This is a genomic window from Rhodococcus sp. NPDC049939, assembly GCF_040656415.1.
In the GTDB taxonomy this organism is placed as follows: Bacteria; Actinomycetota; Actinomycetes; order Mycobacteriales; family Mycobacteriaceae; genus Rhodococcus_F.
This window is the reverse complement of record NZ_JBFAMC010000003.1, coordinates 33,012-55,617: the sequence shown is the minus strand read 5'-3', so window position 1 is coordinate 55,617 and position 22,606 is coordinate 33,012. Positions and strand designations below refer to the sequence as shown.

The window sequence follows — 22,606 nt, the reverse complement described above, 5'->3', positions numbered from 1 at the left end:
TGTCAGACCAGACTTGGCTTGCGATCGGTGTCCGCCGCCGCGACCATCCTCGGTGTAACCAGACCGGAGCCCTCGGGCGCGTGCGCGGGGTCAGAGCCCAGCTCGACCTGCTTGTTCGCAGCATCGACGAACACGACGCGCGGTTCGTAGTCACGCACTTCCTGCTCGTTCATGACGCCGTAGGCAATCAGAATGACCAGATCGCCGGGATTGACCAGATGCGCGGCCGCACCATTGATTCCGATGACACCACTGCCACGTTCACCGGCGATGACATATGTCTCGAGCCTGGCACCATTGTCGATATCGACGATGCACACTTGCTCGCCCTCGAGAAGATCGGCGGCGTCCATCAGATCCTGGTCAACCGTCACCGAGCCCACATAGTGCAGATCGGCATGCGTGACAGTGGCGCGGTGAATCTTCGACTTCATCATGGTGCGAAACATGTTCCGGTCCTTACTCTCTTAGCTGGATGCGAGTTTGTCGGAGGACGAGGCGTGCGGCTGGTCGTCACGTTCGAGAAAGCCGGTGCCGATCGCGACACCGACGTTGTCGATCAAGCGGGTGGTTCCGACTCGGGCTGCCACGAGAAGTCTGCCGTCACCCCGCTCCGGTGCCGGACCGAGATCCACACCCCGCACCTCGAGGTACTCGACGTCGACCTCCGGCGCAGTCGACAGCACCTCACGGGCCGCCGCGACAATCGCATCAATACCCCCGGCTGCGGCGTAAGCACCGGCAATCAGTGCCGCAGACAATACCGTCGCCGCGTTCCTCTGCCCGTCATCGAGATAGCGGTTGCGTGAGGACAACGCGAGCGCGTCGTGTTCACGAACGGTCGGAACTCCGACGATTCGGACGTCGAAGTTGAGATCGGCCACCATCTGCCGGATCAAAGTGAGCTGCTGGTAATCCTTCTCGCCGAAATACGCAGCGTGGGGAGCCGCGATCTGAAGCAACTTGGCTACCACTGTCAGCATGCCCGCGAAGTGAGTTGGCCGGGACGCTCCGTCCAGTTCGGCACCGAGCGGCCCCGGATGGATCATCGTTCGCTGCCCCGCCGGGTACATCGCCGCCGCTGTCGGAACGAACGCCAATTCGACGCCTGCTTCACGCAGCAGGTCGAGATCGGTATCGAGGGTGCGCGGGTAAGCATCGAGGTCTTCACCCGCACCGAACTGCAGAGGGTTGACGAAGATCGAGACGATCACCACCGCGCCGGTGAGTTTGGCCTGACGCACCAACTCCATGTGCCCGGCATGAAGTGCGCCCATGGTCGGCACCAGTGCGACCTGCCTGCCGACACCGCGCAGCGCCTTCGAGACGCGGGTCAGCGCCTTGGGATCGTGGTGCACGGTCAGTTCCCCGCGTGTATATCCGTCTTGCAGCTCGCCCACGGGCCTCACCTCGGATCTTTCAATATGTCGAGCAATTCGGATTTTGCGCCGGCCCGTTGGGCCGTCCTCAAAGAGAGTGCGCGGTAGCCGGCGGCGATCTGTGGATCGACCTCCTCCAGCACCCGCAGATGCGTGGCGACCGCCTCCGAGTCACCCCGCGCCACAGGACCGGTAAGCGCCGCGGGCCCGCGCCGCAGGGCGTTGTCGAGCGCCGCCGAGAGCAGCGGTTGGAGAACTCGTTCGGCGAGGCCGTTCGGCTCATCGCCGATCAATTCCTGACCGAGTAGCTCCTCGCCCTCGAGTCCGACTCGCAGTGCGGCCACTGCGTCCACGACGAGGGCTACCAGATGGTTGCTGCCGTGGGCGAGGGCCGCGTGATAGAGCGGCCGCATTTCCTCGCTCACCCTGAACGGCTCACCACCGATCTCGAGAACCAACGACTGCGCGATCGCGTAGCCGATGTCATCCGCGGCAGTGACGCCGAAGCACGCTGAACCAAGTCGCGCGATGTCCTCGTCGTGCCCGGTGAACGTCATCGCCGGATGAATCGCGAGCGGAACGATGCCCTGCTCGGTGAGGGGATCCAGAATTCCGATACCGCTCGCACCCGACGTGTGGGCCACTATCGTCCGACTCGCAACCGCGCAGGTGGACGCCAGCCCGGCAATCAGAGAGGCGAGTTCCGAGTCGGGGACGGCGAGAACAAGCAGTTCCGATCGGGCTGCGACATCTTCAACCGGCAGGATCTCGGTCTCGGGAAGGCGGGTGCGTGCTCGATGACGTGATGCTTCGGATACGGCCGAACAGCCAACGACAACGTGCCCCACCCGCTCCAGCGCGGCGCCGATAGCTGTACCCACTCGACCGGCAGAGACGACTCCTACCGCCAAGCGTGCGGGCGCGGGGTCATCAGTGAACCTGGTGGAGGTCACCTTCGTCCTCTCGTTCGTTCCAGTCCCGCTCGGCGGGTACCAGACGTTCTCGGGAGAGAATAGCCTGGAGCGAAGACGCACCGCTATTCGCCGGCCAAGTGATGTATGCCTCACACAGCACTGCGCACGCGACGTGCGATTTTGTGTCTTCGCCCCGTGTGACCGGCTAGTCGGCGCGGCGGCGGCGGCCGGTCCGCCGCGGCGGTCCGGACTCCGCCGCGACATTGGCCAGGATCTCGGCTACGGAGAGTCCGTTCGAGTGAGCACCTGTTGGTTCCTCGTCCTCCAACGCACGCCGACCCTGACGCGAGACGGTCACCGGCTCGAACTCCTGGACGGGAAGTGGTTCAGGAGCGGGCTCCGGCTCCGGTTCCGGCTTCGGCTGAACTTCGGATTCCGGGTAGTCGGTGGAGCCTGCGTATGTGGGCTCCACCACGGACGTCTCCGCTGTGAGTGGGTCCATTCTCGGGTCAGCAAACGCTGGATAGTGATCCGCAACGGGATACTGGTTGGCACCGCTTCGATGCCTCGGTTGTGTGACGTGTTCTGCCGGTGCAACGTGTTCGCCCTCGTGGACGTACGGATCGGCGGCAGCAGGCTGATGGCCACCGTTCAAGCCACCTCCCAGTTCCTGCACACGCATCGAGTCGGCGCGCAGCGCGATCCGTTCTGTCTGCATACTGCCGTCGAACAGTGCCTCGAGATTCTTGCGGAGGTACGCGAGTTCGGTGCGCAAGGCGGCGAGTTCGTCGGCGTCGGCACGCACCTCGCGTCGTACGCGCTGTTCGACTGTGAGTTCGTACTCACGCCGAGCAGAGATCTCCCGCTCGAGTTGCAACTCGTAGACCATCTGCAGGTCGTTGACCTTCGCCTTGTCGAGCGCGGACTCACGCCGGTACTTCGTCATGGCGAGGGCGCCCACGGTGGCGGCCCACAATGCGGCGATCAAACCCACTCGCAAGAGCTGGACGCTTTCACTGAAGATCAGAAACAGCGACGCGACCACCGCAAGCGCCAGCAGACCGGCAACGATCATCTGGCTCGCGCTGCGCGGCTTGCGGCGCGCAGATCTGAGGCGACCAGCATTCGTCATAGTGCCAGGGTACTTGGACAACGAGGGTGTTCGGCCCATTCCATGCAGGTGGAGCGGTCATCGATCGACCAGAGGCTCCTAGAGAGCAGCGCCGTCCGAAGGTTCGTCCGGAGTTCTGCAGCAGTGTTCGAGCCACAGCGCGGCACCGACGAGCGCCAGTGCCGCCACAAGACCCACCCACGCACCCGGACTGTCCGAGACCGCGGCGCGCAAGTAGGACCGTTGCGGAAAAACGTACAGTAGAAACCCGCCCCATACACCAGCGGTTGCCGCGCCTACCAGCGCAGATGCCTTGGCCAGCGCCGCGACGCGGGCCGCAGTGATCGGGTGCAACTGACGTGGTCCGTCACCCACCTGGTGACTTCTGATCCGAGAACGCACCATGAACGCGAGCACCACTTCGATCGCGGCGACCGGATACAGCGACGCCCCCGCATAGACCGGAATGGGCGGAATCGATCCGTAGAACACGCGGACCAGAATCCAACTGCCCGCAACCGCGACCGCAGCCAGGAGCAGCAGATCCCGAACACGCGTCGGCCCCATGGTGCCGGTCGGCTCCGACTTCACCCCGACCGCCGCTTCAGAGCGAGCTGGGTGCGGCGAACACCGGCGCGTTCGTCCTCGTCGAGCGCCGCGAGCAGCGTCTCCACCCGGGTGACCTTCCCTTCGACCGGCAACATCGCGTCGGGTTCCACGTCGAGCCACGGGACGAGCACGAAGGCACGCTCGTGTGCCCGGGGGTGCGGCAATGTCAGCTCAGGATCATCACTTCGAACCTGATCGCAAGTCACGATGTCTACATCGAGAGTGCGAGGGCCCCAACGGACGCTCCGGACCCGATCGGCCTCCGCCTCCAACTGCTGTCCGCGCCGTAGCCAGCCGAAGCAGTCGAGAGCCGGATCATCTACGACCAGCACTGCGTTGAGGAAGTCCTGTTGCTCGACGCCGCCCCACGGCGCAGTGGCGTACACCGGGGAGATTGCAAGAACACGATCCCCCAACCCATCGACCACTGATTGCAGGTGGGCGAGACTGTCGCCGACATTGGAACCGATCGACAATACGGCGCGACTCATGACCTCGACCTGTTCGCGACCACCGCCACGTCCGCAAAGGTCAGCGGGATGGGGGCAGAAGGCTTGTGCAACACCACCTCGGTGCGCTCGACACGAGGGTCAGCCATCACCGAGTCCGCGATCTCCGCAGCGACGGTTTCGATGAGGTTCCGTGGCGGTCCCGCAACAACAGCGGCCGCAAGTTCGGCTAGTCTGCCGTAGTCAAGGGTGTCCTTCAGGTCGTCGGAGTTTGCCGCCACAGACAGATCCATCCACACATTGACATCGACCAAGAAGTCCTGGCCGTCCCGCTTCTCATGTTCGTAGACGCCGTGGTTTCCGCGAACCCTCAATCCTCGCAACTCGATTCGATCACTCACTTCCCGACGCTCCCCTCGTCCAAGCCTCGGCCACCGCAATGGCGTCGAGGGACCCCTGCACGTCGTGTACCCGGACTCCCCAAGCGCCATGCGTCGCGGCGAGCGCAGACACCACGGCGGTTGCCACCTCGCGTCCCGCCGGTGGCCTACTCACGCCCTCTGCATCCGCCAACAACGACCCCAGAAAGCGTTTACGCGAAGCGCCTATGAGAACAGGAAAGCCCAATTCGGCCAACTCGGGCAACGCCTCGAGCAGGGCCCAATTGTGATCGGCGTTCTTCGCGAAGCCCAGACCCGGATCCAGTACGAGCGAACGAGGATCGACACCGGCCTTCACAGCAAGGTCGACCTGCGTCATCAACTCGTCCCGCACCTCGCGCACCACGTCGTCGTAGTGATCGGCGTTGCCCCGATGCACGTAGTCACCGGCTGAACGCCAGTGCATCAGAATCCACGGAACCCCGGCATCGGCAAGCACCGAAGCCATCGCGGGATCCGCACGACCACCGGCAACATCGTTGACGATCGACGCGCCCGCCTCGATCGCGGCCTTTGCGACGGAGGCCCGCATGGTGTCGACACTGACGTATATACCCTCGGCAACCAGGTCCGCGATCACAGGCACGACCCGCCCCGCCTCGACCTCGGGATCGACTCGGGTTGCACCTGGCCGCGTGGACTCACCACCGACGTCGACGATGTCGACGCCCAAGCGCTTCAATTCGAGTCCGTGCAGCAGCGCTGCGTCGCGGTCGAGATACAGTCCGCCGTCGCTGAAGGAATCGTCGGTGACGTTCAATACGCCCATCACCGCGGTTCGGCCGGGTGAAGGAAGCTCGGTCACGGTCACTTCCGGAGAATAAGGTCCAGCGCCTCCGCACGTGAGACGGCACTGGACTGCAGCAGGCCACGTACTGCGGAGGTTGTGGTGCTCGCACCGGGCTTGCGGATCCCCCGAATCGCCATGCACAGGTGCTCGGCCTCGATCACCACGATCGCCCCGCGCGGATCGAGACTGCGCATGACAGCATCGGCAACCTGGCTGGTCAGGCGCTCCTGAACCTGTGGTCGCTTGGCATAGAGATCGACCACCCGGGCCAGCTTCGACAGCCCCGTCACCCTGCCGGTCGGACCGGGGATGTACCCGACGTGAGCAACCCCGTGGAACGATACGAGATGGTGCTCACAGGTCGAGTACAGGGGAATGTCGCGCACCAGCACGAGCTCCTGGTGCCCCTCGTCGAATGTCGTCTTCAGTACTTCATCCGGGTCGGTATACAGGCCCGCGAAGACCTCTCGGTACGCACGCGCCACACGGGCAGGCGTGTCGATCAGTCCCGGGCGGTCCGGGTCTTCGCCGACCGCGATCAAGAGTTCGCGCACTGCCGCTTCGGCTCGAGGCTGATCGAACACTCGGCCTGTATCGAGCGCCATGAGTTCACTATCGAGATGATTCACCGACAACCGAAACTCCTTCAGTACCGAGACCAATCGCCCCGAAGCAATAATCTAGTGTCCGGTGGATCAGTTGGATCCGTCCGACCCTTTCCAGGCCTTCGACTGTGCGTCATCCTCCGCAGTGTCGCGCTGCTCGTACGGCGGCTGGTTCCACTGGCCAACCGAATCCTGGTTGCCCGAACCCCGGTTACCGGACATCTGCCCCTCTGAGGTCTGGTTGCCCGGCTCGCGCGGCGGCCAACCTGGAGCCGACCATCCCGCGGGTGCGCCGTAGTCCGGTCTCGTGTCCGGCTGCGACTGCGTAGGCCCACTGTGAGGGTGGGGCGCTGCCTGTTGCGTATAGCCGTTGGCAGGCGCCGGCTGCGACTGCTTCTGGGCGAACACGGGTTCAGGCTGCTTCGGCCACGTCTCGCCGCGCTCGACCGCGAGTTCCCGCGGCGTCTTGACCGGCGGCTTGTCAGACGGGGTCCGTTGTCCAAAGTCGTTGAATACGGTTATACGTGGGCGCTTTTCAACGCTGTGGAAGATCTTCTCGAGGTCCTTGCGCGTGAGAGTCTCACGCTCGAGGAGTTCGGTGGCCAGGACGTCGAGCACATCCCTGTACTCATCGAGAATGGACCACGCCTCGGTGTGAGCGGCCTCGATGAGGTTCCGAACCTCTTCGTCGATCTCGCGAGCGACCTCATGCGAATAGTCGGATTGCTGCCCCATCGTCCGACCGAGGAACGGGTCCGATCCCTCCTGCCCGTACCGGACCGCACCCAACCTGGCGCTCATGCCGTACTCGGTGACCATCGACCGAGCGATCTTCGTCGCCATGTCGATGTCCGAAGAGGCACCAGTGGTCGGCTCGTGGAAGACGAGCTCTTCAGCCGCGCGACCCCCCATCGCCATCACGAGGCGAGCGATCATCTCCGACCGCGTCATCAGACCCTTGTCGTCCTCGGGCACTGTCATCGCGTGACCTCCAGTGCGGCCGCGGGCGAGGATGGTGACCTTGTAGACGGGTTCGATGTCTGGCATCGCCCACGCGGCGAGCGTATGCCCGCCCTCGTGGTAAGCGGTGATCTTCTTCTCGTGCTCGCTGATGATGCGGCTCTTGCGGCGGGGCCCACCAACCACACGGTCGACGGACTCCTCGAGCGCGACCTCTGTGATGACGTTGCCGTTCTCGCGCGCGGTGAGCAGCGCTGCCTCGTTGATTACGTTGGCGAGGTCGGCACCCGACATACCGACGGTGCGCTTTGCGAGCCCCTCTAGATCTGCATTGGGGTCGATCGGCTTGCCCTGAGCATGGACTTTCAGGATGGCGCGACGACCTGCGAGGTCGGGGGCGCCGACAGGGATCTGCCGGTCGAAACGGCCGGGACGCAGCAGAGCCGGATCCAGGATGTCGGGGCGGTTCGTCGCCGCAATGAGAATGATGCCGGTGCGGTCGCCGAAGCCGTCCATCTCGACGAGCAATTGGTTGAGAGTCTGCTCACGCTCGTCGTGCCCACCTCCGAGGCCTGCGCCACGCTGACGGCCCACAGCGTCGATCTCGTCGACGAAGATGATGCAGGGGCTGTTCTGCTTGGCCTGCTCGAACATGTCACGCACGCGGGATGCACCGACACCGACGAACATCTCCACGAAGTCCGAACCCGAGATCGTGAAGAATGGCACGCCCGCCTCGCCTGCCACCGCTCGAGCGAGCAGGGTCTTGCCGGTTCCGGGAGGGCCGTAGAGCAGGACACCCTTGGGAATCTTCGCGCCCAAGGCCTGGTAGCGCGCCGGATTCTGGAGGAAGTCCTTGATCTCGTAGAGTTCCTCGACAGCCTCCTCCGCACCCGCGACATCGGCGAAGGTCGTCTTCGGCATGTCCTTCGTCAGCTGTTTGGCCTTCGACTTGCCGAAGCCCATGACGCCTCCGCGCCCGCCGCCCTGCATGCGGCTCATCACGAAGAAGAAGATGCCGAGGAGGATCACCATCGGCAGCACGAACAGCAAGATCGAGGTGAGCCAGCTCTCCTGCGTAACCGTCGTGTTGTAGCTCTCGAGGCCCTTGGTCGAGACGTCGTTGAAGATCTGTTCGGACGCCGACTCCGGATACTTCGCGAGGATTTCGGTCTGGCCGTCAGTGGCGTCGTTGCCGGACTTCAGCCATAGACGCACCTGTTGTTCCCGGTCGTCGATCTGCGCCTTGTCGACATTGTTCGCATCGAGCTGCCCGATCGCCACCGAGGTGTCAACAACCTTGAACCCCCTTGTGTCATTGCCGAAGTAGCTGAAGGCATAGAACACAAGCAGGATGGCGGCAATGATCGCCAGGTTTCGAAACACAGTCTTACGGTTCATACAGGTCGACCGAAATGGCCGGTCCTTTCGAGAGTGCGGGTCTTCCGGGTGCGCATTCCGGCTGAAAACCGGACATACCAGGTTACCGCGACGGCACTCCGGTGACTCCAGCTAGCAGCCAACCGCCCCTGCGAGCGGTCTCTTCTTTATCAACGCCTACGAGGGCCTATCGGTTCCCCCCAGCCTCGATCAGGCGCCAAATGTACTGGAGATCACCGTACCGGCGCGCCGGACCGATCCACGCTGCACCCCTCTTCGCAGCAACACGCGAGAGAAGGAGTTGTCGTCTGCCGAGACTCTTCACCAGTCCGCTCATCACAATCATTTCAGCATCAGCGCTGGATACGGTAGGTCGTGGCGAGTTACGATTCGCTTATCCCAGTATGAGAATTGTCCAGAATGGGCTTTTTGCCCTACTTCAGACGACGGAGTCCCAGACTGCCCTCTATGCGTCAGGGAATCGCCTACCAGAACCCGTGATGTGCAATGACCAGAGGAAACGGGTCGGGCAAGACCGAATCGGACCCTGCCGGGCGACCCGGCAGAGCAGAAAACTCCGGCTACGGGAGCAACAAGTCGGCAACTGCAGTCAGTACATCCACTTCCAGTACTGATCACACAGTCACAAATGCCGAACATCCGCCCCCGAAGTTCGACCGCACGGTCTCCGCTGCACCCCTCGAGGCTGAGCAAACCGCGACCGCAAGCCAGCAGACCCCAGGCAGGCACGACACGCTCATCACGACACCACCGAGCCCCGATCTCGAAGATGTCGAGGTCGGTCAGCAGGTCGACGACTTCGATTTGTTGATGGGCCTGGGCAGCGGAGCGTTCGGCCGAGTGTTCCTGGCGCGTCAGCGGTCGATGCACAGACTGGTCGCTGTGAAGATCTCACGCGATCACGGGAACGAGCCACAAACCCTCGCACAACTCGACCACAACTACATCGTGAGGGTGTTCGACCAGCGGATGCTCGAAGATCGCAAACTACGACTGCTCTACATGCAATACCTACCGGGTGGCACCCTGCTACGGGTGTTGCGCCGAGTGCGCATCACACCGGAGCGCGAACGGACCGGAAGACTCCTACTGGACGTGGTCGACGAGGAGATGCACGAGAAGGGCGAGATCAGGCCCACCGATTCGAGTGTGCGCGACGAAATCGCATCGCTGACGTGGCCGGAGACTGTCGCTTGGCTCGGGCGGCGACTCGCCGAAGCCCTCAGCTACGCGGACGAGCGCGGCGTCCTGCACCGCGACATCAAACCGGCCAACATCCTCCTGACAGCAGAGGGGGTGCCGAAACTGGCCGACTTCAACATCAGTTTCAGCGACAACATCGCCGGGGTGTCTCCACTGGCCTACTTCGGCGGTTCCCTCGCCTACATGTCTCCCGAGCAACTCGAAGCATGTCACCGTGGGATGCCTGGGACGGCTGCGGATCTCGACACCCGCAGTGACATCTTTGCGCTCGGAGTGATGCTGTGGGAGCTGCTGTGCGGCCGACGACCGTACGACGACGGCGAGGTTTCGGCTGAGTCCGCGGCCTCGCTCGAAGCGATGATCGATCGCCGAAGCCGCGAGATCGATCCCGAACTACTCGACCAACTGCCGGCGGACTGCCCGGCGTCTTTGCGACGAGTCCTGCTCAAGTGTCTCTCGCCGAAGCCCGAAGACCGCTGGTCCTGTGGTAGCGAGTTGGCCCAGCAATTCGACCTGTGCCTCAACACGCGAGCCCGCGATTTGGTCGATCCACCACCGAACAGCAGGCGAATGCGGCTCCGCCGCTGGGCGCTCCCCATGCTGATCGCGGGAATTGCGGTGCCGAACGCTCTCGCAGGAGCCTACAACTACCACCACAACAAATTGCTGATCATCAGCGATCTGAGCCCGGAAGTTCAGCACTCGTTCGGCAGCATCCAACTGGTGATCAACTCGATCGCGTATCCGCTCGGCGCGATCATGCTTCTCTACTGGTGCCGCTATCCGTTAATCGTGCCGTGGGGTCTGCGCAGGGGACGGACGTACGACCGCAAGCTTCTCGCCCGCGCCCGCTCCGACACGCTGCTACTCGGCGACCGCGTGGTGCTGGTGGTGTTCGGATTGTGGCTCATTGCGGGAATCGCCTACCCGATCGCCCTGCAACTCGCGGCCGGGAACGTGCCCCCGGATGCGTACGTGCACTTCAACGTGTCGCTCATCGTCTGCGGCGCGATGTCTGTGGCGTACCCGTTCTTCGTGGTCGCCTTTATTGCAGTGCGCTACATCTATCCGGCCTTGTTGCCGCAGGACCTCGCGAGCAGCTCCGACGCCCACAAGCTTCGCGGCCTGGATCGCCGCAGCACGCTCTATCTCGCGCTGGCCGCGTCCGTTCCGCTGGCTGGAGTGGCAGGCGTGACTTTTCTGCCGCCGAACGAAATCGGCTTGGTCATTCCCGCGGTTCGGATACTGTGCGTCGGCTCGATCTTTGCGTTCTTCGGGGTCTTCTGGCTGTTCCGCCAGTTCGAGCAAGATCTCCGGGCGCTCGAAGCCGCAGTAGCGCAGAAGCCCGCCCGCTGACCGGGAAATGTCGGCTCCGCGATTCCGGCTTGTTCAGCCGCCGTAGACGGACGGCTCGAGAGTTCCGATGTACGGCAGATCGCGGTAGCGCTCCGCGTAGTCGAGGCCGTACCCGACCACGAACTCGTTGGGAATGTCGAAACCCACATTCGCGACCTTGATGTCGGCTTTGACCGCATCGGGTTTGCGCAGCAACGTGACGACATCGAGCGAGGCCGGGTTGCGCGTGGAAAGATTCCGCATCAACCAGGACAACGTCAGACCGGAGTCGATTATGTCCTCGACGATGAGCACATGTCGGCCGGCGATGTCCTTGTCGAGGTCCTTGAGAATGCGCACAACGCCCGAAGACGAAGTGGACGAGCCGTAGGAACTGACGGCCATGAACTCCATTTGGGCGGGAATCGGCAGCGCCCGAGCGAAGTCGGTCATGAAGAAGATCGCGCCCTTGAGGACACCGATCAGGAGCAGGTCACCTTCCGGTTCCCCCTCCGGGTAGCGCTTTGCGATTTCCTCGGCCATTTCCACGGTACGTCGACGAATCTCGTCCTCGGAGATCAGTACCGATGCGATGTCGCCCTCGTACACGCGATCAAACCCTTCGTTGCTCTTCCAATCCGACGTTCAGCCTGCCACGTCTACGGCAGACCACCAACCTCGCGTTCGGCGTTCCGCCACCGATCGCTACGGGCCCCTGTCCGTGCCACCGCACGGCGAGGTCGTCGACCGCCCGCAACTGCTTGTTGCCCAGGCCCCGCGCACCCTTGCCGAGAAGCCATGTGCGCAACACCCGGCGTCGCACGGGAGGAGCCGACTGTGCGAGAACCATCACGTCGATCTCCCCATCCACCACCGCCTCCGATGCGGCGACTTCGGCAACCGCGTCGAGTACCGCCCCTTCCTCACGCAACTGCTCCGCAGTACGGGCGAGGGCTTCAGCGACACCACCGCCCAGAACCTCCTCGAGAAGCGGCAGCACTTCTGTGCGCAACCGCACCCGCGCGAAGTCGGGCGACGCGTTGTGCGGGTCCACGTGCGGGATCAGCCCCAGTTCGTCGCAGGCCTGATGCGTCACCTCGCGTCGCACTTCGAGAAATGGTCGACCCCAGGGGCTTTCGTATTCACTCATACCCCAGATCGATCTGCCACCCGACCCGCGCGAGAGCCCGAGCAGCACCGTCTCCGCCTGGTCGTCGAGCGTGTGACCCAACAGCACCGGCCGGGCGCCCCGCGCACGGTCGAGCGCCGCATAACGGACCTGGCGGGCGGCGGCCTCGAGGCCGCCCGATCCGGTCACTTCCACCGGGAGCACCTCGACACTCGCACAGCCCAGAGCACGAGCCTGCGCGGCCGCTGTCTCGGCCACCTCCGCGGACCCAGGCTGTAGTCGGTGATCGACTACCAGCGCTCGAACCGACCGCGCCTCGGCCGCAGCGACCGCTGTCAGCGCCAATGAGTCGGCTCCACCCGACAACGCGACCGCGACGTCACCGTCCGGGCAGTGCTCCGCGAGCCAACGCCTTACGGCATGACGGACCACTAGAATCGCCGGCTCTTCGGGAAGTAACATCGCCGACTCAGCCCCCTCTCCCGTCAGCCCAGCACCCGCGACACCCATGCGTCGGGCCGGTCGATCTCACCGAGCTTGGGCAGAGTGTCAGGGCTTGTCCAGATCGCGTTGAACCGGTCCATCCCCACCTGGTCGACGACGGCATCGACGAAAGCCTTGCCCCGCACGTATTGCGCCATCTTGGCATCCATTCCGAGAAGAGCCCGGATCAGGCGGTGCACGGGGTTGCTCTTGCGGCGACGCCGAATGTCGAATGCCGCGCGAATGGTGGTCACCGACGGTACGACCGCAGGCCCGACAGCGTCCATCACATGATCAGCATGTCCCTCCAGCAACGTGCCGAGCACCAGCAAACGGTCCAACGCCTCGCGCTGAGGTTCCGCTTGAGTCGCTCGCAGCAACCCGACCAGGCCGCCTGGCGCGCCAGGGTCTTCCGAGTCGCCACGGCTGCGGTCCCGCAGCGCTGACGAAAGCCGTGCGACGAAGTCCGAGACCGACTCGTCGACCGAGGCCCCGAGTGTTTCCACGGTGTCCCGCATGTACTCGGTGAGCCACGGTGACGAGGAGAATTGCACACGATGCGTCACCTCGTGCAGGCACACCCACAGCCGAAAGTCACTGGGCTGCACTCGAAGTGCACGCTCTACGGCAACCACGTTGGGCGCTACCAGCAGCAGGGTCCCGTTGTCGCCGGTGAACGGGTCGTACTGGCCGAGGATCGCCGAAGACAGATAGGCGAGCATTGCTCCCGCCTGAATGCCTGCGGGCTTGCCGGTCATCGTTCCCGATACGGCTTCACCGCCGGTGAGCTGCTCCAGCGAATGCGCTGCAGCCCGGATCCATCCGCTCCGATCGAGGATCTGCGCGGTCGGCACCGGCAACCCGTCGGCGAGCCCAGTCACTTCCCGCACGGGCAATTCCGCCCGCATCGACGCCTCGGACAATTCCGCAACCACGGTCTCGGCTGTATACCGTGATGTCGCCGGACCGCTTCGAGCCAGTTTCACGCCAGTCCTGGCAGCCAGGTCCCAATCGACCGCCCCACTGAAAGCACTTCCGCCGCCAGCCATCAACGACACCCGCATGTACGCAACGTTGCCGTCAGCGCGTCGAGCGCGGGACGACTGGCCTCCGGCGGGCTGCCAGTAGACATCAGCGCAAAGGTCAGGACTCGCTCGTCCTGGTCAACCACATACCCGGCCAGTGCACTGGCCACATCCAGGGTTCCGGTCTTCGCACGCACCCATCCGGCACCTTCCCGGGTTCCGGAGTCGTAGCGGTCGATCAAGCTGCCGGTGGCACCCGCCACCGGCAGGTAGTCGAGCATCGGGCGCAGAGCGGGCATGCCGTCCCCCGCTGCGGCCGTAAGCATCTCGTCGAGCAGGCGTGGAGAAATACGGTCGTCGACGGACAACCCGCTCGCGTCGTACAGAGTCAGACCCGACAGGTCGAATCCGGCCGCGGTCAGTGTCTGGAAAATGGTCGCGACGGCTCCCTCGAATGATGCTTCCGCACCGGCATTCATGGCCACCTCCCGCCCAATTGCCTCAGCCAGCACATTGTCCGAGTTTTCCATCATCTGCTGCAGTCGGTCACGCAATGGCGCAGACTGCACACTCGCGATGACGGCCGCATCGGGCGCGGCGACTCCGGCGCTCACCGAAGACGGGTCCATGCCCAGTGCAGCTGCCAGTACCCTTCCGGCGTCGAGCGCAGGTGTGGCACTTCGGGGCGAATCTTCAACCAATGGGTCCGCTCGTCCACCGTCGATCATGATCGGCTCGGTCGGCGTGATGAACCCCCCACCTATATCCGCCGGGTACCACCCCTGCGCCATTGCTGGGCCGGAGTAGATGCTGGTGTCGACCACCATTCTCGTCGCCTGGATCCCCGCCGCGCGAATCTGATCGACAAGCTCCGATATATGTGCCGCACCCGGGTAGTAACCGCTCTCGCCCACCGGGAAGGCGGTGAGCGTGGGATCGCCTCCAGCGACCAGGACGATCTCGCCGGGAGTCGCGCCCTGGACCACCTTGGTCGCCACCCGATGGTCGGGCGGCAGCGACAACAGCGCGGATGCTGCTGTGAGGATCTTCGTAGTGGAAGCGGGGATCACCGGTGTCTGCGGATTGAGGCTCCACAGCACCTGCCCGGTGAGAGCGTCGGTCACCGTTCCACTGAAAACACCCAAATTCGGGTTCGCGGCTGCCGGACCCAAAGCCGCCGCAATCCCCTGCGGGGTCGGAATCGGAGCATCTTCCGGCACCGGCCTGACAGTTGGTGCAGCGGTGACCCGGGGAGGTTCGGTAGCGCTCCTCAAATCTTCGCGACCCGCTCTCGCGGCCTGCGTCGTCACCACGATCACCAGAACTGCCGCCATCGCGAGCACCACCACGATCGAGGCGAACAGAACTCGCCTGTTTCGGCGATCGCGTTCGGCCAACGAGCCGATCTTCTTCTTTCCCTGGACCGGCAACGCGCCTCCGTCTTCACTGTGCTGTTGGTGGGTGGTCAGACAACCAACCTTATCTTCGACCCGATATCCTCTCCGAGAGAATCATCACCAACACGACAGCGAGGAATCGACGTGGAGTTCGACGTCACCATCGAGATCCCCAAGGGTCAGCGAAACAAGTACGAGGTCGACCACGTGACCGGCCGCGTGAAACTGGACCGCTACCTCTACACGTCGTTCGGTTATCCGGCCGACTACGGCTTCATCGACAACACCCTCGGCGAGGACGGCGACCCGCTGGACGCGATGGTGCTGCTGCCCGAACCCGTTTTCCCAGGCGTCATCGTCGAGGCGAGGCCGGTCGGCATGTTCAAGATGGTCGACGAGGCCGGCGGCGACGACAAGGTGCTGTGCGTACCCGCGGGCGATCCGCGCTGGGATCACATCCAGGACATCACGGACGTACCCAAGTTCGAGCTGGACGCCATCAAGCACTTCTTCGTCCACTACAAGGATCTCGAGCCGAACAAGTACGTCAAGGGCGCCGACTGGGTCGGTGTCGCCGAGGCGAAGGCAGAGATCGAAGCTTCGATCAAGCGCCTCGAGAGCAGCGGCAGCCACTGAGCTGAGCACCAACTCAGTCGACGCTACGTTGCTTTCGTACGACTCGAGGTATCGATCGCCGTGGTGGGCTCATCGTCACGGCGAGCCAACATTGCGAGCACGCGTACCGGTTCGTCGACATACAAGCTGATGCGGCTGACCTCCTCGGTGATCCTTCGCGATGGCATGAGTGCGGGAAGTCGAGCGGTGACCGGACGGGCAAGGGCCAGATCGACCTTCGTTCCGTCGGCGTTCGGGAGGCATAGACGATCGCCCCTTATCGTCGGTGCGGTCTCGGTGAATCGGGGCCTGAGCGTGATCGACTCGATGTCGGTCCGATCGACGATTGCTACGACTTCACCGGATTGACGGAGCACGAGGGACGTGTCGGTCAGATAGTGCGGGTTGGTGCGATGAATCGCCAGGTACCCAAGTAGTGCGAGCAGCGACCAGACCGATGCGACCGCGAGGCTCACCCGAAGCCACATCCACGGCACGAGCAGATGCAGCACCCCGATCTCGACGACCGTGGCTACAGCGAACGCCGCCGGCATCACGAGTGTTCCTCGGTGCGCACTCAGAACGATCGCAGCCGGTTCGATTCCGGCGTGACGTCCACGGATCCACAGCCATAGCGCCCGGAGCATGATCATCAGATACCCGCAGGAATCGAGGATCGGGCAACCAATTCTCGCTGGACCCGCAGAACGACTTCACGTTGTGCGGGGTCGGGGATCAGATCCTCGAGCGAAAATGCCCCGCCAAAGCCGCCGACGACCTCGGCCGCTTCCTCGGATGGCTCCATGATCGCCATCTGCTGCTGATCGAAGAACTCGAGGAGTTCGGCTGCGAGTGCACCGATCTTTGATTCCGCCGACGCCAGGTCGCACCCTTCGAGCTGTGACCATTCAGCAAGCAGGGTCAGATATCGCTCACGCTGGAGTTCATCGGCCATCGTTGCCTTGTAGCCGGCGAGTAGTGCCTCCGGTGCGCTTCTCGACATCGCGAGGGCCTCGGCAAGGTCTCGGTCATGCCGTATAGCCGAACCGACCGCGCGTGATGGCGCGTTGTCCATGGCGTCGGCGAAGGCTCTTGCCAGCTCGGCCGGCAGTGCCGAGATCGGGTTGCCGCGTTCCGCCTCGGCGAGCATCTCGGTGAGCGCAGCTCGGCGGCTTGCGAGTACGGCCTGTTCCTTCTCGATAGTGGCGATCAACGCCCGAAGATCCGCCACCACGTCGCGATCGTCTTCGCTCGACCTTTCGTCGGCCAGGAGGGCTGCGACCGACCCGAGAGGAACCCCGCGGGTCGCCAGCCAACGGATTCGAATCAATCGGACGGCATCGCTGACGGTGTACTCGCGGTAGCCGTTGGATCGACGTTGCGGCTCGTTCAACAGGCCGAGCCGGTGGTAGTGACGCACCGTCCTCGTCGTGGTTCCGGCAACCTGCGCGAGCTGACCTATTCGCATGGGCCAAGTCTCAACCATGACGTAGCGTCAAGGTCAACCGATCAGCTGCCCGCGCCTCAGTCGCCCGGCGCCAGTGCGTTCAGTACCGGAACCAGTTGATCCTCCTCGTAGTCCAAGTGGGCTTCGACATCTCTCGTGATCCGCTCGACCTTCGGCAGGATCTCCGTGGGGTCAACGTTCTCGTCTTCGAGAAGTTGCTTCAGTTCATCGAGCAACGCTGCCATCGCCTCGTGCTCTTGGCTCAACCTGGCCACAACAGCCGCAAGCTCTGGATGCTTCTCCGCCACGGTGGGAAGCATGTGGATGCCCTCCATGGTGTGGTGGTGAGTCAGGCCGCCGCACATCGTCAGGCAGTTGATCTTCAGCTGCGCGGCCAGACGCGGTCCTGCGCCGGCCACCTCACGGCGCACGAGCGCCAGTTCACGGCGGAAGCCGTCGTGGATGACTTTCAGCTCATTGCCCCAGCCACTACCCGCAGACGGACGAGCGGACACCGGGTAGAGCGCGATCACCGGCAGCGGCGCCCCGAACCGCTCCTGGGCGCTCGAAAGTTTGGGTCCATTCGCTTCGATCAGCCGATTGAATACCTCGTCGCGGCCGGAGCCCACGAGCACTTCTGCACGCGACTGCAGGTCGAACACACCTGTCTCGAGCCCTGCCTGGGGCTCGGCGCGCAGGTCGTCATACCAGGCGGGCAGCGTGCCTGCCTCGTCCGGCACAGCGATCAACAGAAAGCGATTTCCGGTGTCGGGCAGGTAGGACACAGGCGTAGTGACCGAATCGCCGGTGCGCACATCGGTCGTGGTGAGCAGCAAGGTTCGGGCGTTCGACAGCGGCCCGCTCATTCTTCCGCCGGTGGCCCGGAATTCTGCCACGAGGTGGTCGGTAGTGGTCTCCACAGTCATTGCGGATGTTCTCCTCTTCGGATTCGAGAGTCTGGGGCAGACAAGCTTGGCCTCCGTACGAGAGCACGAAAGCAGAAGGCGAAGACAGAGAAAGTGGAGGTGAGCGACCCGCATGTTTGGGGGCGGGAGTTCTCGAGACAGACAGGCTCGCGGCCCGCCGCGCGATCACGCAGCGGCCGGGAACTCTTCTCGCTCTTGGCCAATGGCCGACCCGGCAGTCACGCGGCGAGCCTAGCACGGTCCCGAACGGCAAGCCTGGACGCTACTCGTAGTAAGGACGGGTTGCCTCGGGTGTGGCTCGGGTTTCGCCGCCGCGTAAGCGAATAGGCCGCAAACGCATCGAGCGAATCATAGGCGAGAACGCGCGCCGGGGCGCCAATCTGCGCAGAGGCTGGAATGGGCGACTCCACGATTCCGCGACGCCTGCTGAGGCAACTACTTCACCACGGCGACAGGGGCTGTCGACAACGGCCCTTCGGTTCATGGAGCATTTCGTCGACGCGATCTACTGGCCTGCAAACACTTTCGCTACCAGGTCTGAGGCGGAGGTGGCCCTGCTCCAAGAGTTCGACGGGTGGCGCCGCGTGGCGCGGTTCGGCGTTCCGCTGTGTTGACGCAGATGCACCAATGGCCAACCCGAGAGTTTCGCTTCGGAAGACGACCTCTGAGGAGTACGGACGAGCGACGCAAGCCCGGGAAGCCGAGGTGTCCGCGAATTGAGCTCATCCAGATCGAAGGCCCCGCCGAGTTGGCGGGGCCTTCGTCGTCTTACACGACTTGCTCGATCACGGGGCCAGAGAGCCGGAGTCGATGCTGCCGGTGGCAATGCCGACGCTGCCGCTCAGGCCGCCAAGGTCCAATTCGGCCACCGAGCCCAAGAATTTGGCGACATCGGCGAGGCTACCCAGATCCACCTCGTCGAGCTTGTCCAGGCTGCCGGTGTCCGGCTCGGGCTCCGGTTCTCCGACGGTGAAGGCGAACGGGGCGGCTGTCACATTCCCACCTTCCGAACCCCACCGATCCGGGGAATCAAAGCGGTAGCAGGACCAGTTGACCAGGTAGTCGCCGTCCTCGGCGAGGGTGACCGGGTCGTAGACGCTGGGACCGCCGGGCTGGACGGCTCCGGGTCCGACCTGGACCAGGATGTTGTCGGCGTCAGCCTCGGTCACGTTCCACTGGCACTTGATTTCGTTCTCTGTGTCGTTGGTGATGCTGACGGCGAAGTCGTTGCCTGCAACCGCAGCCGAAAGGGTGACGGCCTCGGTCTCCTGCGCGCCGGCCGGTGCCGCGAACACAGCGGCGACGAGCGGGGCAGCACAGGCTGCGGTCATGGCGATACGAACTGAATTTCTCATGATCCTCTTTCACTCGAGATGTCCGCTCGCACACAAACGCGCGGACGAACATCACGTACCCCTTACATTGAGGTCACGAAACGATAACAGACGATTTGGAAAAGATCGAGTATCTGAAGAGGATTTCCTGGCTCGCGCGGCCGAAAAACATCGCCGAGCAGTTGAACTCAGGCGCCAAGGACTCTCCTACAAGGAGATCGCCGAAGTGATGAGTACCTGCCCCCGGGACTAAAAGGCGTAGGACCAGTTCAACGAGGCCCGGTCGCCTTCCTCCGGCCTCGCGGCTCCCGGAAGGCCTACCGACATAAAACCCTCATGTATCTAGGCTCTGTGCCGGGGAGATGAAGCGGCATGTCGGGGCGATGAGGTGACCCTTGGGGAAACACCCTGTTCTTCTCCCTGATCTTCCTCCGACATTGCGTTGAACGAAGACTCGATACCGGACTCGGTTCGGAGTGGCTGTTCTTTCCACACGACGGTCAGAACGAAGGCGACGGCCGCGAGGATCGACACCACCAGAAAGACGTATCCGACGGCGTCGGCGAATCCCTGCCGGAACGGCAAGGCCAAAACGTCGCTCAGCCTGCCGATCACCGAACTGTCCGAGAGCACACCGCCCACGGCGGAGTGATCCGGGCTGATTATGCCCTGGGCCAGCCCGGCTACTGCCGGGTCGTTGCTCTGCGTGGCCGCGACCACCGCTTGCTGAAATTCGGGAGAACCTGCCGCCGCGGTCACGCGCTCGCCGATATCCGGGGTCAACCTGGAGAAGAGGACGGACAGGAAAATCGCAACGCCCGCAGTTCCACCGATCTGCCGGAAGAATGTCGCCGCGCCGGTGGACACTCCCATATCCCTTGACGGAAGCGCATTCTGAATGGCGAGGGTCAACGGCTGCATCAAGAACCCGAGACCGACACCGACAATCGACATGTAGACCATGAGAATCGGCATCGGCGTATCGGCGGCCACTGTGTGCATCAGGACACTGCTGAGCACTATCAGAGCCGTTCCCATGATGGGGAACCACCGATAGTGGCCCGTCCGCGAAATCATCTGACCGCTGATCACCGATCCCGCCATGAGAGCGATGACCATCGGCAGGATCTGGAATCCGGCGACAGTGGGGCTAGAGCCCTTCACCACCTGCAGGTACTGCGGAAGGAGGGTGAGGCCTCCGAACATAGCCGCACCAACGACGAAGCTGATGATGACTCCGAGCGTGAACGTGCCGTTACGGAAGAAGCGCATCGGAATGAGCGCGGCGTCCTTCATCGCCACCTCGACCAGTACGAACGCCAACACCCCGATCACGCCGATCACGTAGCACACCAAAGATTGCGGACTGCCCCATCCCCACTCACGCCCCTGCTCGGCGACGATGAGCAACGGCACCACACCGATCGCGAGCGCGATTGCGCCCCACCAGTCGATCCGCTGGTCCTCGACCGGACGTTTCGGGAGGTTCAGAACCTTGAAGACCACCGCCACCGCGAAGAGTCCGATCGGTACGTTCACCAGGAACACCCAGCGCCAACCGGTGATTCCGAGGATCGAGTCCTGCCCGGCAAGCACGCCGCCGAGAACTGGTCCGATGACGCTGGACGTACCGAATACCGCAAGGAAGTATCCCTGATACCTTGCGCGTTCACGGGGGGACACGATGTCGCCGATGATGGTCAGCGCCAATGAGAACAAGCCACCCGCACCGAGCCCCTGCAACGCACGAAAAGCCGCGAGCATGTACATCGACGTCGAGAACGCGCAAAGGGCCGAGCCGATGACGAACACCGTGATCGCGAACATGAAGAACGGCTTGCGCCCGTAGAGGTCGGATAATTTGCCGTACAGCGGTGTCGCCAGCGTTGCAGTGATGAGGTAGGCCGTGGTGGCCCACGCCTGCAGCGAATATCCGTTGAGATCGTCAGCGATCGTGCGGATCGCCGTCGCCACGATGGTCTGATCGAGCGCAGCAAGAAACATGCCGAGCATCAGACCGCTGAGAATGACGAGAACTTGCCGGTGCGTGAAAGACACCGGCGCTTCAACCGAATGCGACACTGTTCCCTCGTTACACTAAGTGATTAATTGTTTTCACTAAGTATGAAAGCGCATCAAGGGGTGTGGCAACTGCTTAACAGGGATTTACCTTCCGGTAAGTTTGCAGCTACTCGCCTTTGAAGTCGGGGGTGCGCTTCTCGAATACGGCGGTAATCGCCTCCGTCAGGTCCTGCGATGGCAAGAACGCAGCGTTCCAGGCGGCAACGTAACGAAGGCTGTCGTCGACTGCGGCCGAGCGAGAGTGGTCGAGGACGTCTTTGATCCCATGCACCACGAGAGGCGGGTTCGCGGCAATTTCCGCCGCAGTAGCGTGCGCTGCAGCAAGCACGGCATCTGTATCGTCGAAGACCTCGTTGACGAGTCCGATCTCGGCGGCACGAGCGGCGTCGATGTCCTTGCCGGTGAGGGCAAGTTCCCGCAGGTGTCCGTCACCGATGATTGCGGGCAGGCGCGCGAAACTGCCCACATCGGCCACGATCGCGACCTTGACCTCTCGGATGCTGAACTTCGCGTCGGCGCTGGCGTATCGGATGTCGGCAGCGGCGATCAGGTCGACACCACCACCGATGCACCAACCCTGCACGGCGGCGACAACGGGCTTGCGGCAGTCGGCGACCGCACTGATCGCCGCTTGCATCCGCTTGATCGTGCCGTGGAACTTCGTGCGGGGTCCGGCCTGGGCGTTGCCGGCAAGGACGGGACCGAGGTCGCCGCTCATGGCAGCCAGGTCCAGACCGATCGAGAAGTGCTTGCCCTCTCCTGCGAGCACGACCGCACGCACCTCGGGGTCGGCATCGAGTTGGCTGAAGATTTCCGGGAGTTCACTCCAGAAGTCCGGACCCATTGCATTGCCCTTGCCGGGACCGACAAGCGTTACCTGCGCAACGTGATCCTTGAATTCGACGGTGAATGCATTCCAAGTCTTCTGTTCTGTCATGACGAGAGAGTAACCGCTACCCTTCAGGCCCCGCG

22 protein-coding genes are annotated in these 22,606 nt (G+C 63.4%); 2 read left to right on the top strand and 20 right to left on the bottom strand.

The genetic code is table 11. The annotated features are described in order from the left end of the window. Positions 1 to 2: 2 nt before the first annotated feature. The 10 genes from panD to ftsH all read right to left on the bottom strand — a co-directional run bounded on the left by panD (position 3) and on the right by ftsH (position 8,658). Complete coding sequence (gene panD, locus AB0I57_RS12470; protein ID WP_358335074.1) at positions 3 to 449, bottom strand: aspartate 1-decarboxylase; 447 nt, start codon at positions 447 to 449, stop codon at positions 3 to 5. 18 nt (positions 450 to 467) lie between these two features. Further along, entirely contained in the window at positions 468 to 1,400 is a 933-nt protein-coding gene (panC, locus tag AB0I57_RS12465; RefSeq protein WP_358335071.1) for a pantoate--beta-alanine ligase, read from the bottom strand. Positions 1,401 to 1,405: 5 nt separating this feature from the next. Beyond that, positions 1,406 to 2,332 carry a DUF2520 domain-containing protein gene (locus AB0I57_RS12460; protein WP_358335068.1) on the bottom strand — a complete coding sequence of 309 codons (927 nt, stop codon included), beginning with the start codon at positions 2,330 to 2,332 and terminating at the stop codon, positions 1,406 to 1,408. A 166-nt stretch (positions 2,333 to 2,498) separates the two neighbouring features. Then, positions 2,499 to 3,425 (bottom strand): DUF6779 domain-containing protein, encoded by a 927-nt coding sequence (locus AB0I57_RS12455; protein WP_358335065.1) that lies wholly within the window; start codon positions 3,423 to 3,425, stop codon positions 2,499 to 2,501. Between the two features lie 78 nt (positions 3,426 to 3,503). After that, positions 3,504 to 3,971, bottom strand: coding sequence for a DUF3180 domain-containing protein (locus AB0I57_RS12450; protein WP_358336409.1), 468 nt, complete (start codon positions 3,969 to 3,971; stop codon positions 3,504 to 3,506). Positions 3,972 to 3,991: 20 nt separating this feature from the next. Further along, positions 3,992 to 4,504, bottom strand: a complete 513-nt coding sequence (gene folK, locus AB0I57_RS12445) for a 2-amino-4-hydroxy-6-hydroxymethyldihydropteridine diphosphokinase (protein WP_358335061.1) — start codon at positions 4,502 to 4,504, stop codon at positions 3,992 to 3,994. Continuing rightward, a complete protein-coding gene (gene folB / locus AB0I57_RS12440) occupies positions 4,501 to 4,863 on the bottom strand; it encodes a dihydroneopterin aldolase (protein ID WP_358335059.1) in 363 nt (120 codons plus the stop codon). Before folB ends, folK begins: the two co-directional genes overlap by 4 nt. Beyond that, positions 4,856 to 5,713 (bottom strand): dihydropteroate synthase, encoded by an 858-nt coding sequence (folP, locus tag AB0I57_RS12435; RefSeq protein ID WP_358335057.1) that lies wholly within the window; start codon positions 5,711 to 5,713, stop codon positions 4,856 to 4,858. The genes folB and folP overlap by 8 nt, the downstream gene beginning before the upstream one ends. After that, positions 5,710 to 6,327 (bottom strand): GTP cyclohydrolase I FolE, encoded by a 618-nt coding sequence (gene folE, locus AB0I57_RS12430; RefSeq protein WP_358335054.1) that lies wholly within the window; start codon positions 6,325 to 6,327, stop codon positions 5,710 to 5,712. Before folE ends, folP begins: the two co-directional genes overlap by 4 nt. 60 nt (positions 6,328 to 6,387) lie before the next feature. Next, on the bottom strand, positions 6,388 to 8,658 hold the full coding sequence (ftsH, locus tag AB0I57_RS12425) for an ATP-dependent zinc metalloprotease FtsH (RefSeq protein WP_358335051.1): 2,271 nt from the start codon (positions 8,656 to 8,658) through the stop codon (positions 6,388 to 6,390). A gap of 486 nt (positions 8,659 to 9,144) precedes the next feature. Here ftsH and AB0I57_RS12420 point away from each other — a divergent pair, with 486 nt between their 5' ends. Further along, a complete protein-coding gene (locus AB0I57_RS12420) occupies positions 9,145 to 11,217 on the top strand; it encodes a serine/threonine-protein kinase (protein WP_358335049.1) in 2,073 nt (690 codons plus the stop codon). A 33-nt stretch (positions 11,218 to 11,250) separates the two neighbouring features. On the opposite strand, the gene hpt is transcribed toward AB0I57_RS12420, so the two are convergent. The 4 genes from hpt to dacB are packed head-to-tail and all read right to left on the bottom strand — an operon-like array spanning position 11,251 to position 15,239. Further along, entirely contained in the window at positions 11,251 to 11,805 is a 555-nt protein-coding gene (gene hpt / locus AB0I57_RS12415; protein WP_358335047.1) for a hypoxanthine phosphoribosyltransferase, read from the bottom strand. Between the two features lie 4 nt (positions 11,806 to 11,809). Then, on the bottom strand, positions 11,810 to 12,787 hold the full coding sequence (tilS, locus tag AB0I57_RS12410; protein WP_358335044.1) for a tRNA lysidine(34) synthetase TilS: 978 nt from the start codon (positions 12,785 to 12,787) through the stop codon (positions 11,810 to 11,812). Between the two features lie 23 nt (positions 12,788 to 12,810). Next, positions 12,811 to 13,857, bottom strand: a complete 1,047-nt coding sequence (locus AB0I57_RS12405) for a zinc-dependent metalloprotease (protein ID WP_358336405.1) — start codon at positions 13,855 to 13,857, stop codon at positions 12,811 to 12,813. Continuing rightward, on the bottom strand, positions 13,857 to 15,239 hold the full coding sequence (gene dacB / locus AB0I57_RS12400; protein WP_358336402.1) for a D-alanyl-D-alanine carboxypeptidase/D-alanyl-D-alanine-endopeptidase: 1,383 nt from the start codon (positions 15,237 to 15,239) through the stop codon (positions 13,857 to 13,859). Before dacB ends, AB0I57_RS12405 begins: the two co-directional genes overlap by 1 nt. Positions 15,240 to 15,374: 135 nt before the next feature. On the opposite strand from dacB, the gene AB0I57_RS12395 reads away from it, so the two are divergent. After that, positions 15,375 to 15,866 (top strand): inorganic diphosphatase, encoded by a 492-nt coding sequence (locus AB0I57_RS12395; RefSeq protein WP_358335041.1) that lies wholly within the window; start codon positions 15,375 to 15,377, stop codon positions 15,864 to 15,866. A 23-nt stretch (positions 15,867 to 15,889) separates the two neighbouring features. On the opposite strand, the gene AB0I57_RS12390 is transcribed toward AB0I57_RS12395, so the two are convergent. The 6 genes from AB0I57_RS12390 to AB0I57_RS12365 all read right to left on the bottom strand — a co-directional run bounded on the left by AB0I57_RS12390 (position 15,890) and on the right by AB0I57_RS12365 (position 22,571). Beyond that, positions 15,890 to 16,498, bottom strand: a complete 609-nt coding sequence (locus AB0I57_RS12390) for a hypothetical protein (protein ID WP_358335038.1) — start codon at positions 16,496 to 16,498, stop codon at positions 15,890 to 15,892. Then, a complete protein-coding gene (locus AB0I57_RS12385; protein ID WP_358335035.1) occupies positions 16,498 to 17,313 on the bottom strand; it encodes a MerR family transcriptional regulator in 816 nt (271 codons plus the stop codon). Before AB0I57_RS12385 ends, AB0I57_RS12390 begins: the two co-directional genes overlap by 1 nt. A gap of 56 nt (positions 17,314 to 17,369) precedes the next feature. Then, entirely contained in the window at positions 17,370 to 18,218 is an 849-nt protein-coding gene (locus tag AB0I57_RS12380; RefSeq protein WP_358335032.1) for a nitroreductase/quinone reductase family protein, read from the bottom strand. 785 nt (positions 18,219 to 19,003) lie between these two features. Then, positions 19,004 to 19,573, bottom strand: coding sequence for a hypothetical protein (locus AB0I57_RS12375; protein ID WP_358335029.1), 570 nt, complete (start codon positions 19,571 to 19,573; stop codon positions 19,004 to 19,006). A gap of 321 nt (positions 19,574 to 19,894) precedes the next feature. Beyond that, entirely contained in the window at positions 19,895 to 21,634 is a 1,740-nt protein-coding gene (locus tag AB0I57_RS12370) for an MDR family MFS transporter (RefSeq protein WP_358335026.1), read from the bottom strand. A gap of 106 nt (positions 21,635 to 21,740) precedes the next feature. Then, positions 21,741 to 22,571, bottom strand: coding sequence for a crotonase/enoyl-CoA hydratase family protein (locus AB0I57_RS12365; RefSeq protein ID WP_358335023.1), 831 nt, complete (start codon positions 22,569 to 22,571; stop codon positions 21,741 to 21,743). Between the last annotated feature and the right edge of the window lie 35 nt (positions 22,572 to 22,606).

What these genes read in the sequence shown, in the direction of transcription:
- panD (WP_358335074.1), bottom strand. Translation starts at nt 449, where the DNA reads ATGTTTCGCACCATGATGAAGTCGAAGATTCACCGCGCCACTGTCACG.
- AB0I57_RS12455 (WP_358335065.1), bottom strand. Translation starts at nt 3,425, where the DNA reads ATGACGAATGCTGGTCGCCTCAGATCTGCGCGCCGCAAGCCGCGCAGC.
- AB0I57_RS12450 (WP_358336409.1), bottom strand. Translation starts at nt 3,971, where the DNA reads ATGGGGCCGACGCGTGTTCGGGATCTGCTGCTCCTGGCTGCGGTCGCG.
- folK (WP_358335061.1), bottom strand. Translation starts at nt 4,504, where the DNA reads ATGAGTCGCGCCGTATTGTCGATCGGTTCCAATGTCGGCGACAGTCTC.
- ftsH (WP_358335051.1), bottom strand. Translation starts at nt 8,658, where the DNA reads ATGAACCGTAAGACTGTGTTTCGAAACCTGGCGATCATTGCCGCCATC.
- AB0I57_RS12420 (WP_358335049.1), top strand. Translation starts at nt 9,145, where the DNA reads ATGACCAGAGGAAACGGGTCGGGCAAGACCGAATCGGACCCTGCCGGG.
- tilS (WP_358335044.1), bottom strand. Translation starts at nt 12,787, where the DNA reads ATGTTACTTCCCGAAGAGCCGGCGATTCTAGTGGTCCGTCATGCCGTA.
- AB0I57_RS12405 (WP_358336405.1), bottom strand. Translation starts at nt 13,857, where the DNA reads ATGGCTGGCGGCGGAAGTGCTTTCAGTGGGGCGGTCGATTGGGACCTG.
- AB0I57_RS12390 (WP_358335038.1), bottom strand. Translation starts at nt 16,498, where the DNA reads ATGATCATGCTCCGGGCGCTATGGCTGTGGATCCGTGGACGTCACGCC.
- AB0I57_RS12385 (WP_358335035.1), bottom strand. Translation starts at nt 17,313, where the DNA reads ATGCGAATAGGTCAGCTCGCGCAGGTTGCCGGAACCACGACGAGGACG.
- AB0I57_RS12380 (WP_358335032.1), bottom strand. Translation starts at nt 18,218, where the DNA reads ATGACTGTGGAGACCACTACCGACCACCTCGTGGCAGAATTCCGGGCC.
- AB0I57_RS12375 (WP_358335029.1), bottom strand. Translation starts at nt 19,573, where the DNA reads ATGAGAAATTCAGTTCGTATCGCCATGACCGCAGCCTGTGCTGCCCCG.
- AB0I57_RS12365 (WP_358335023.1), bottom strand. Translation starts at nt 22,571, where the DNA reads ATGACAGAACAGAAGACTTGGAATGCATTCACCGTCGAATTCAAGGAT.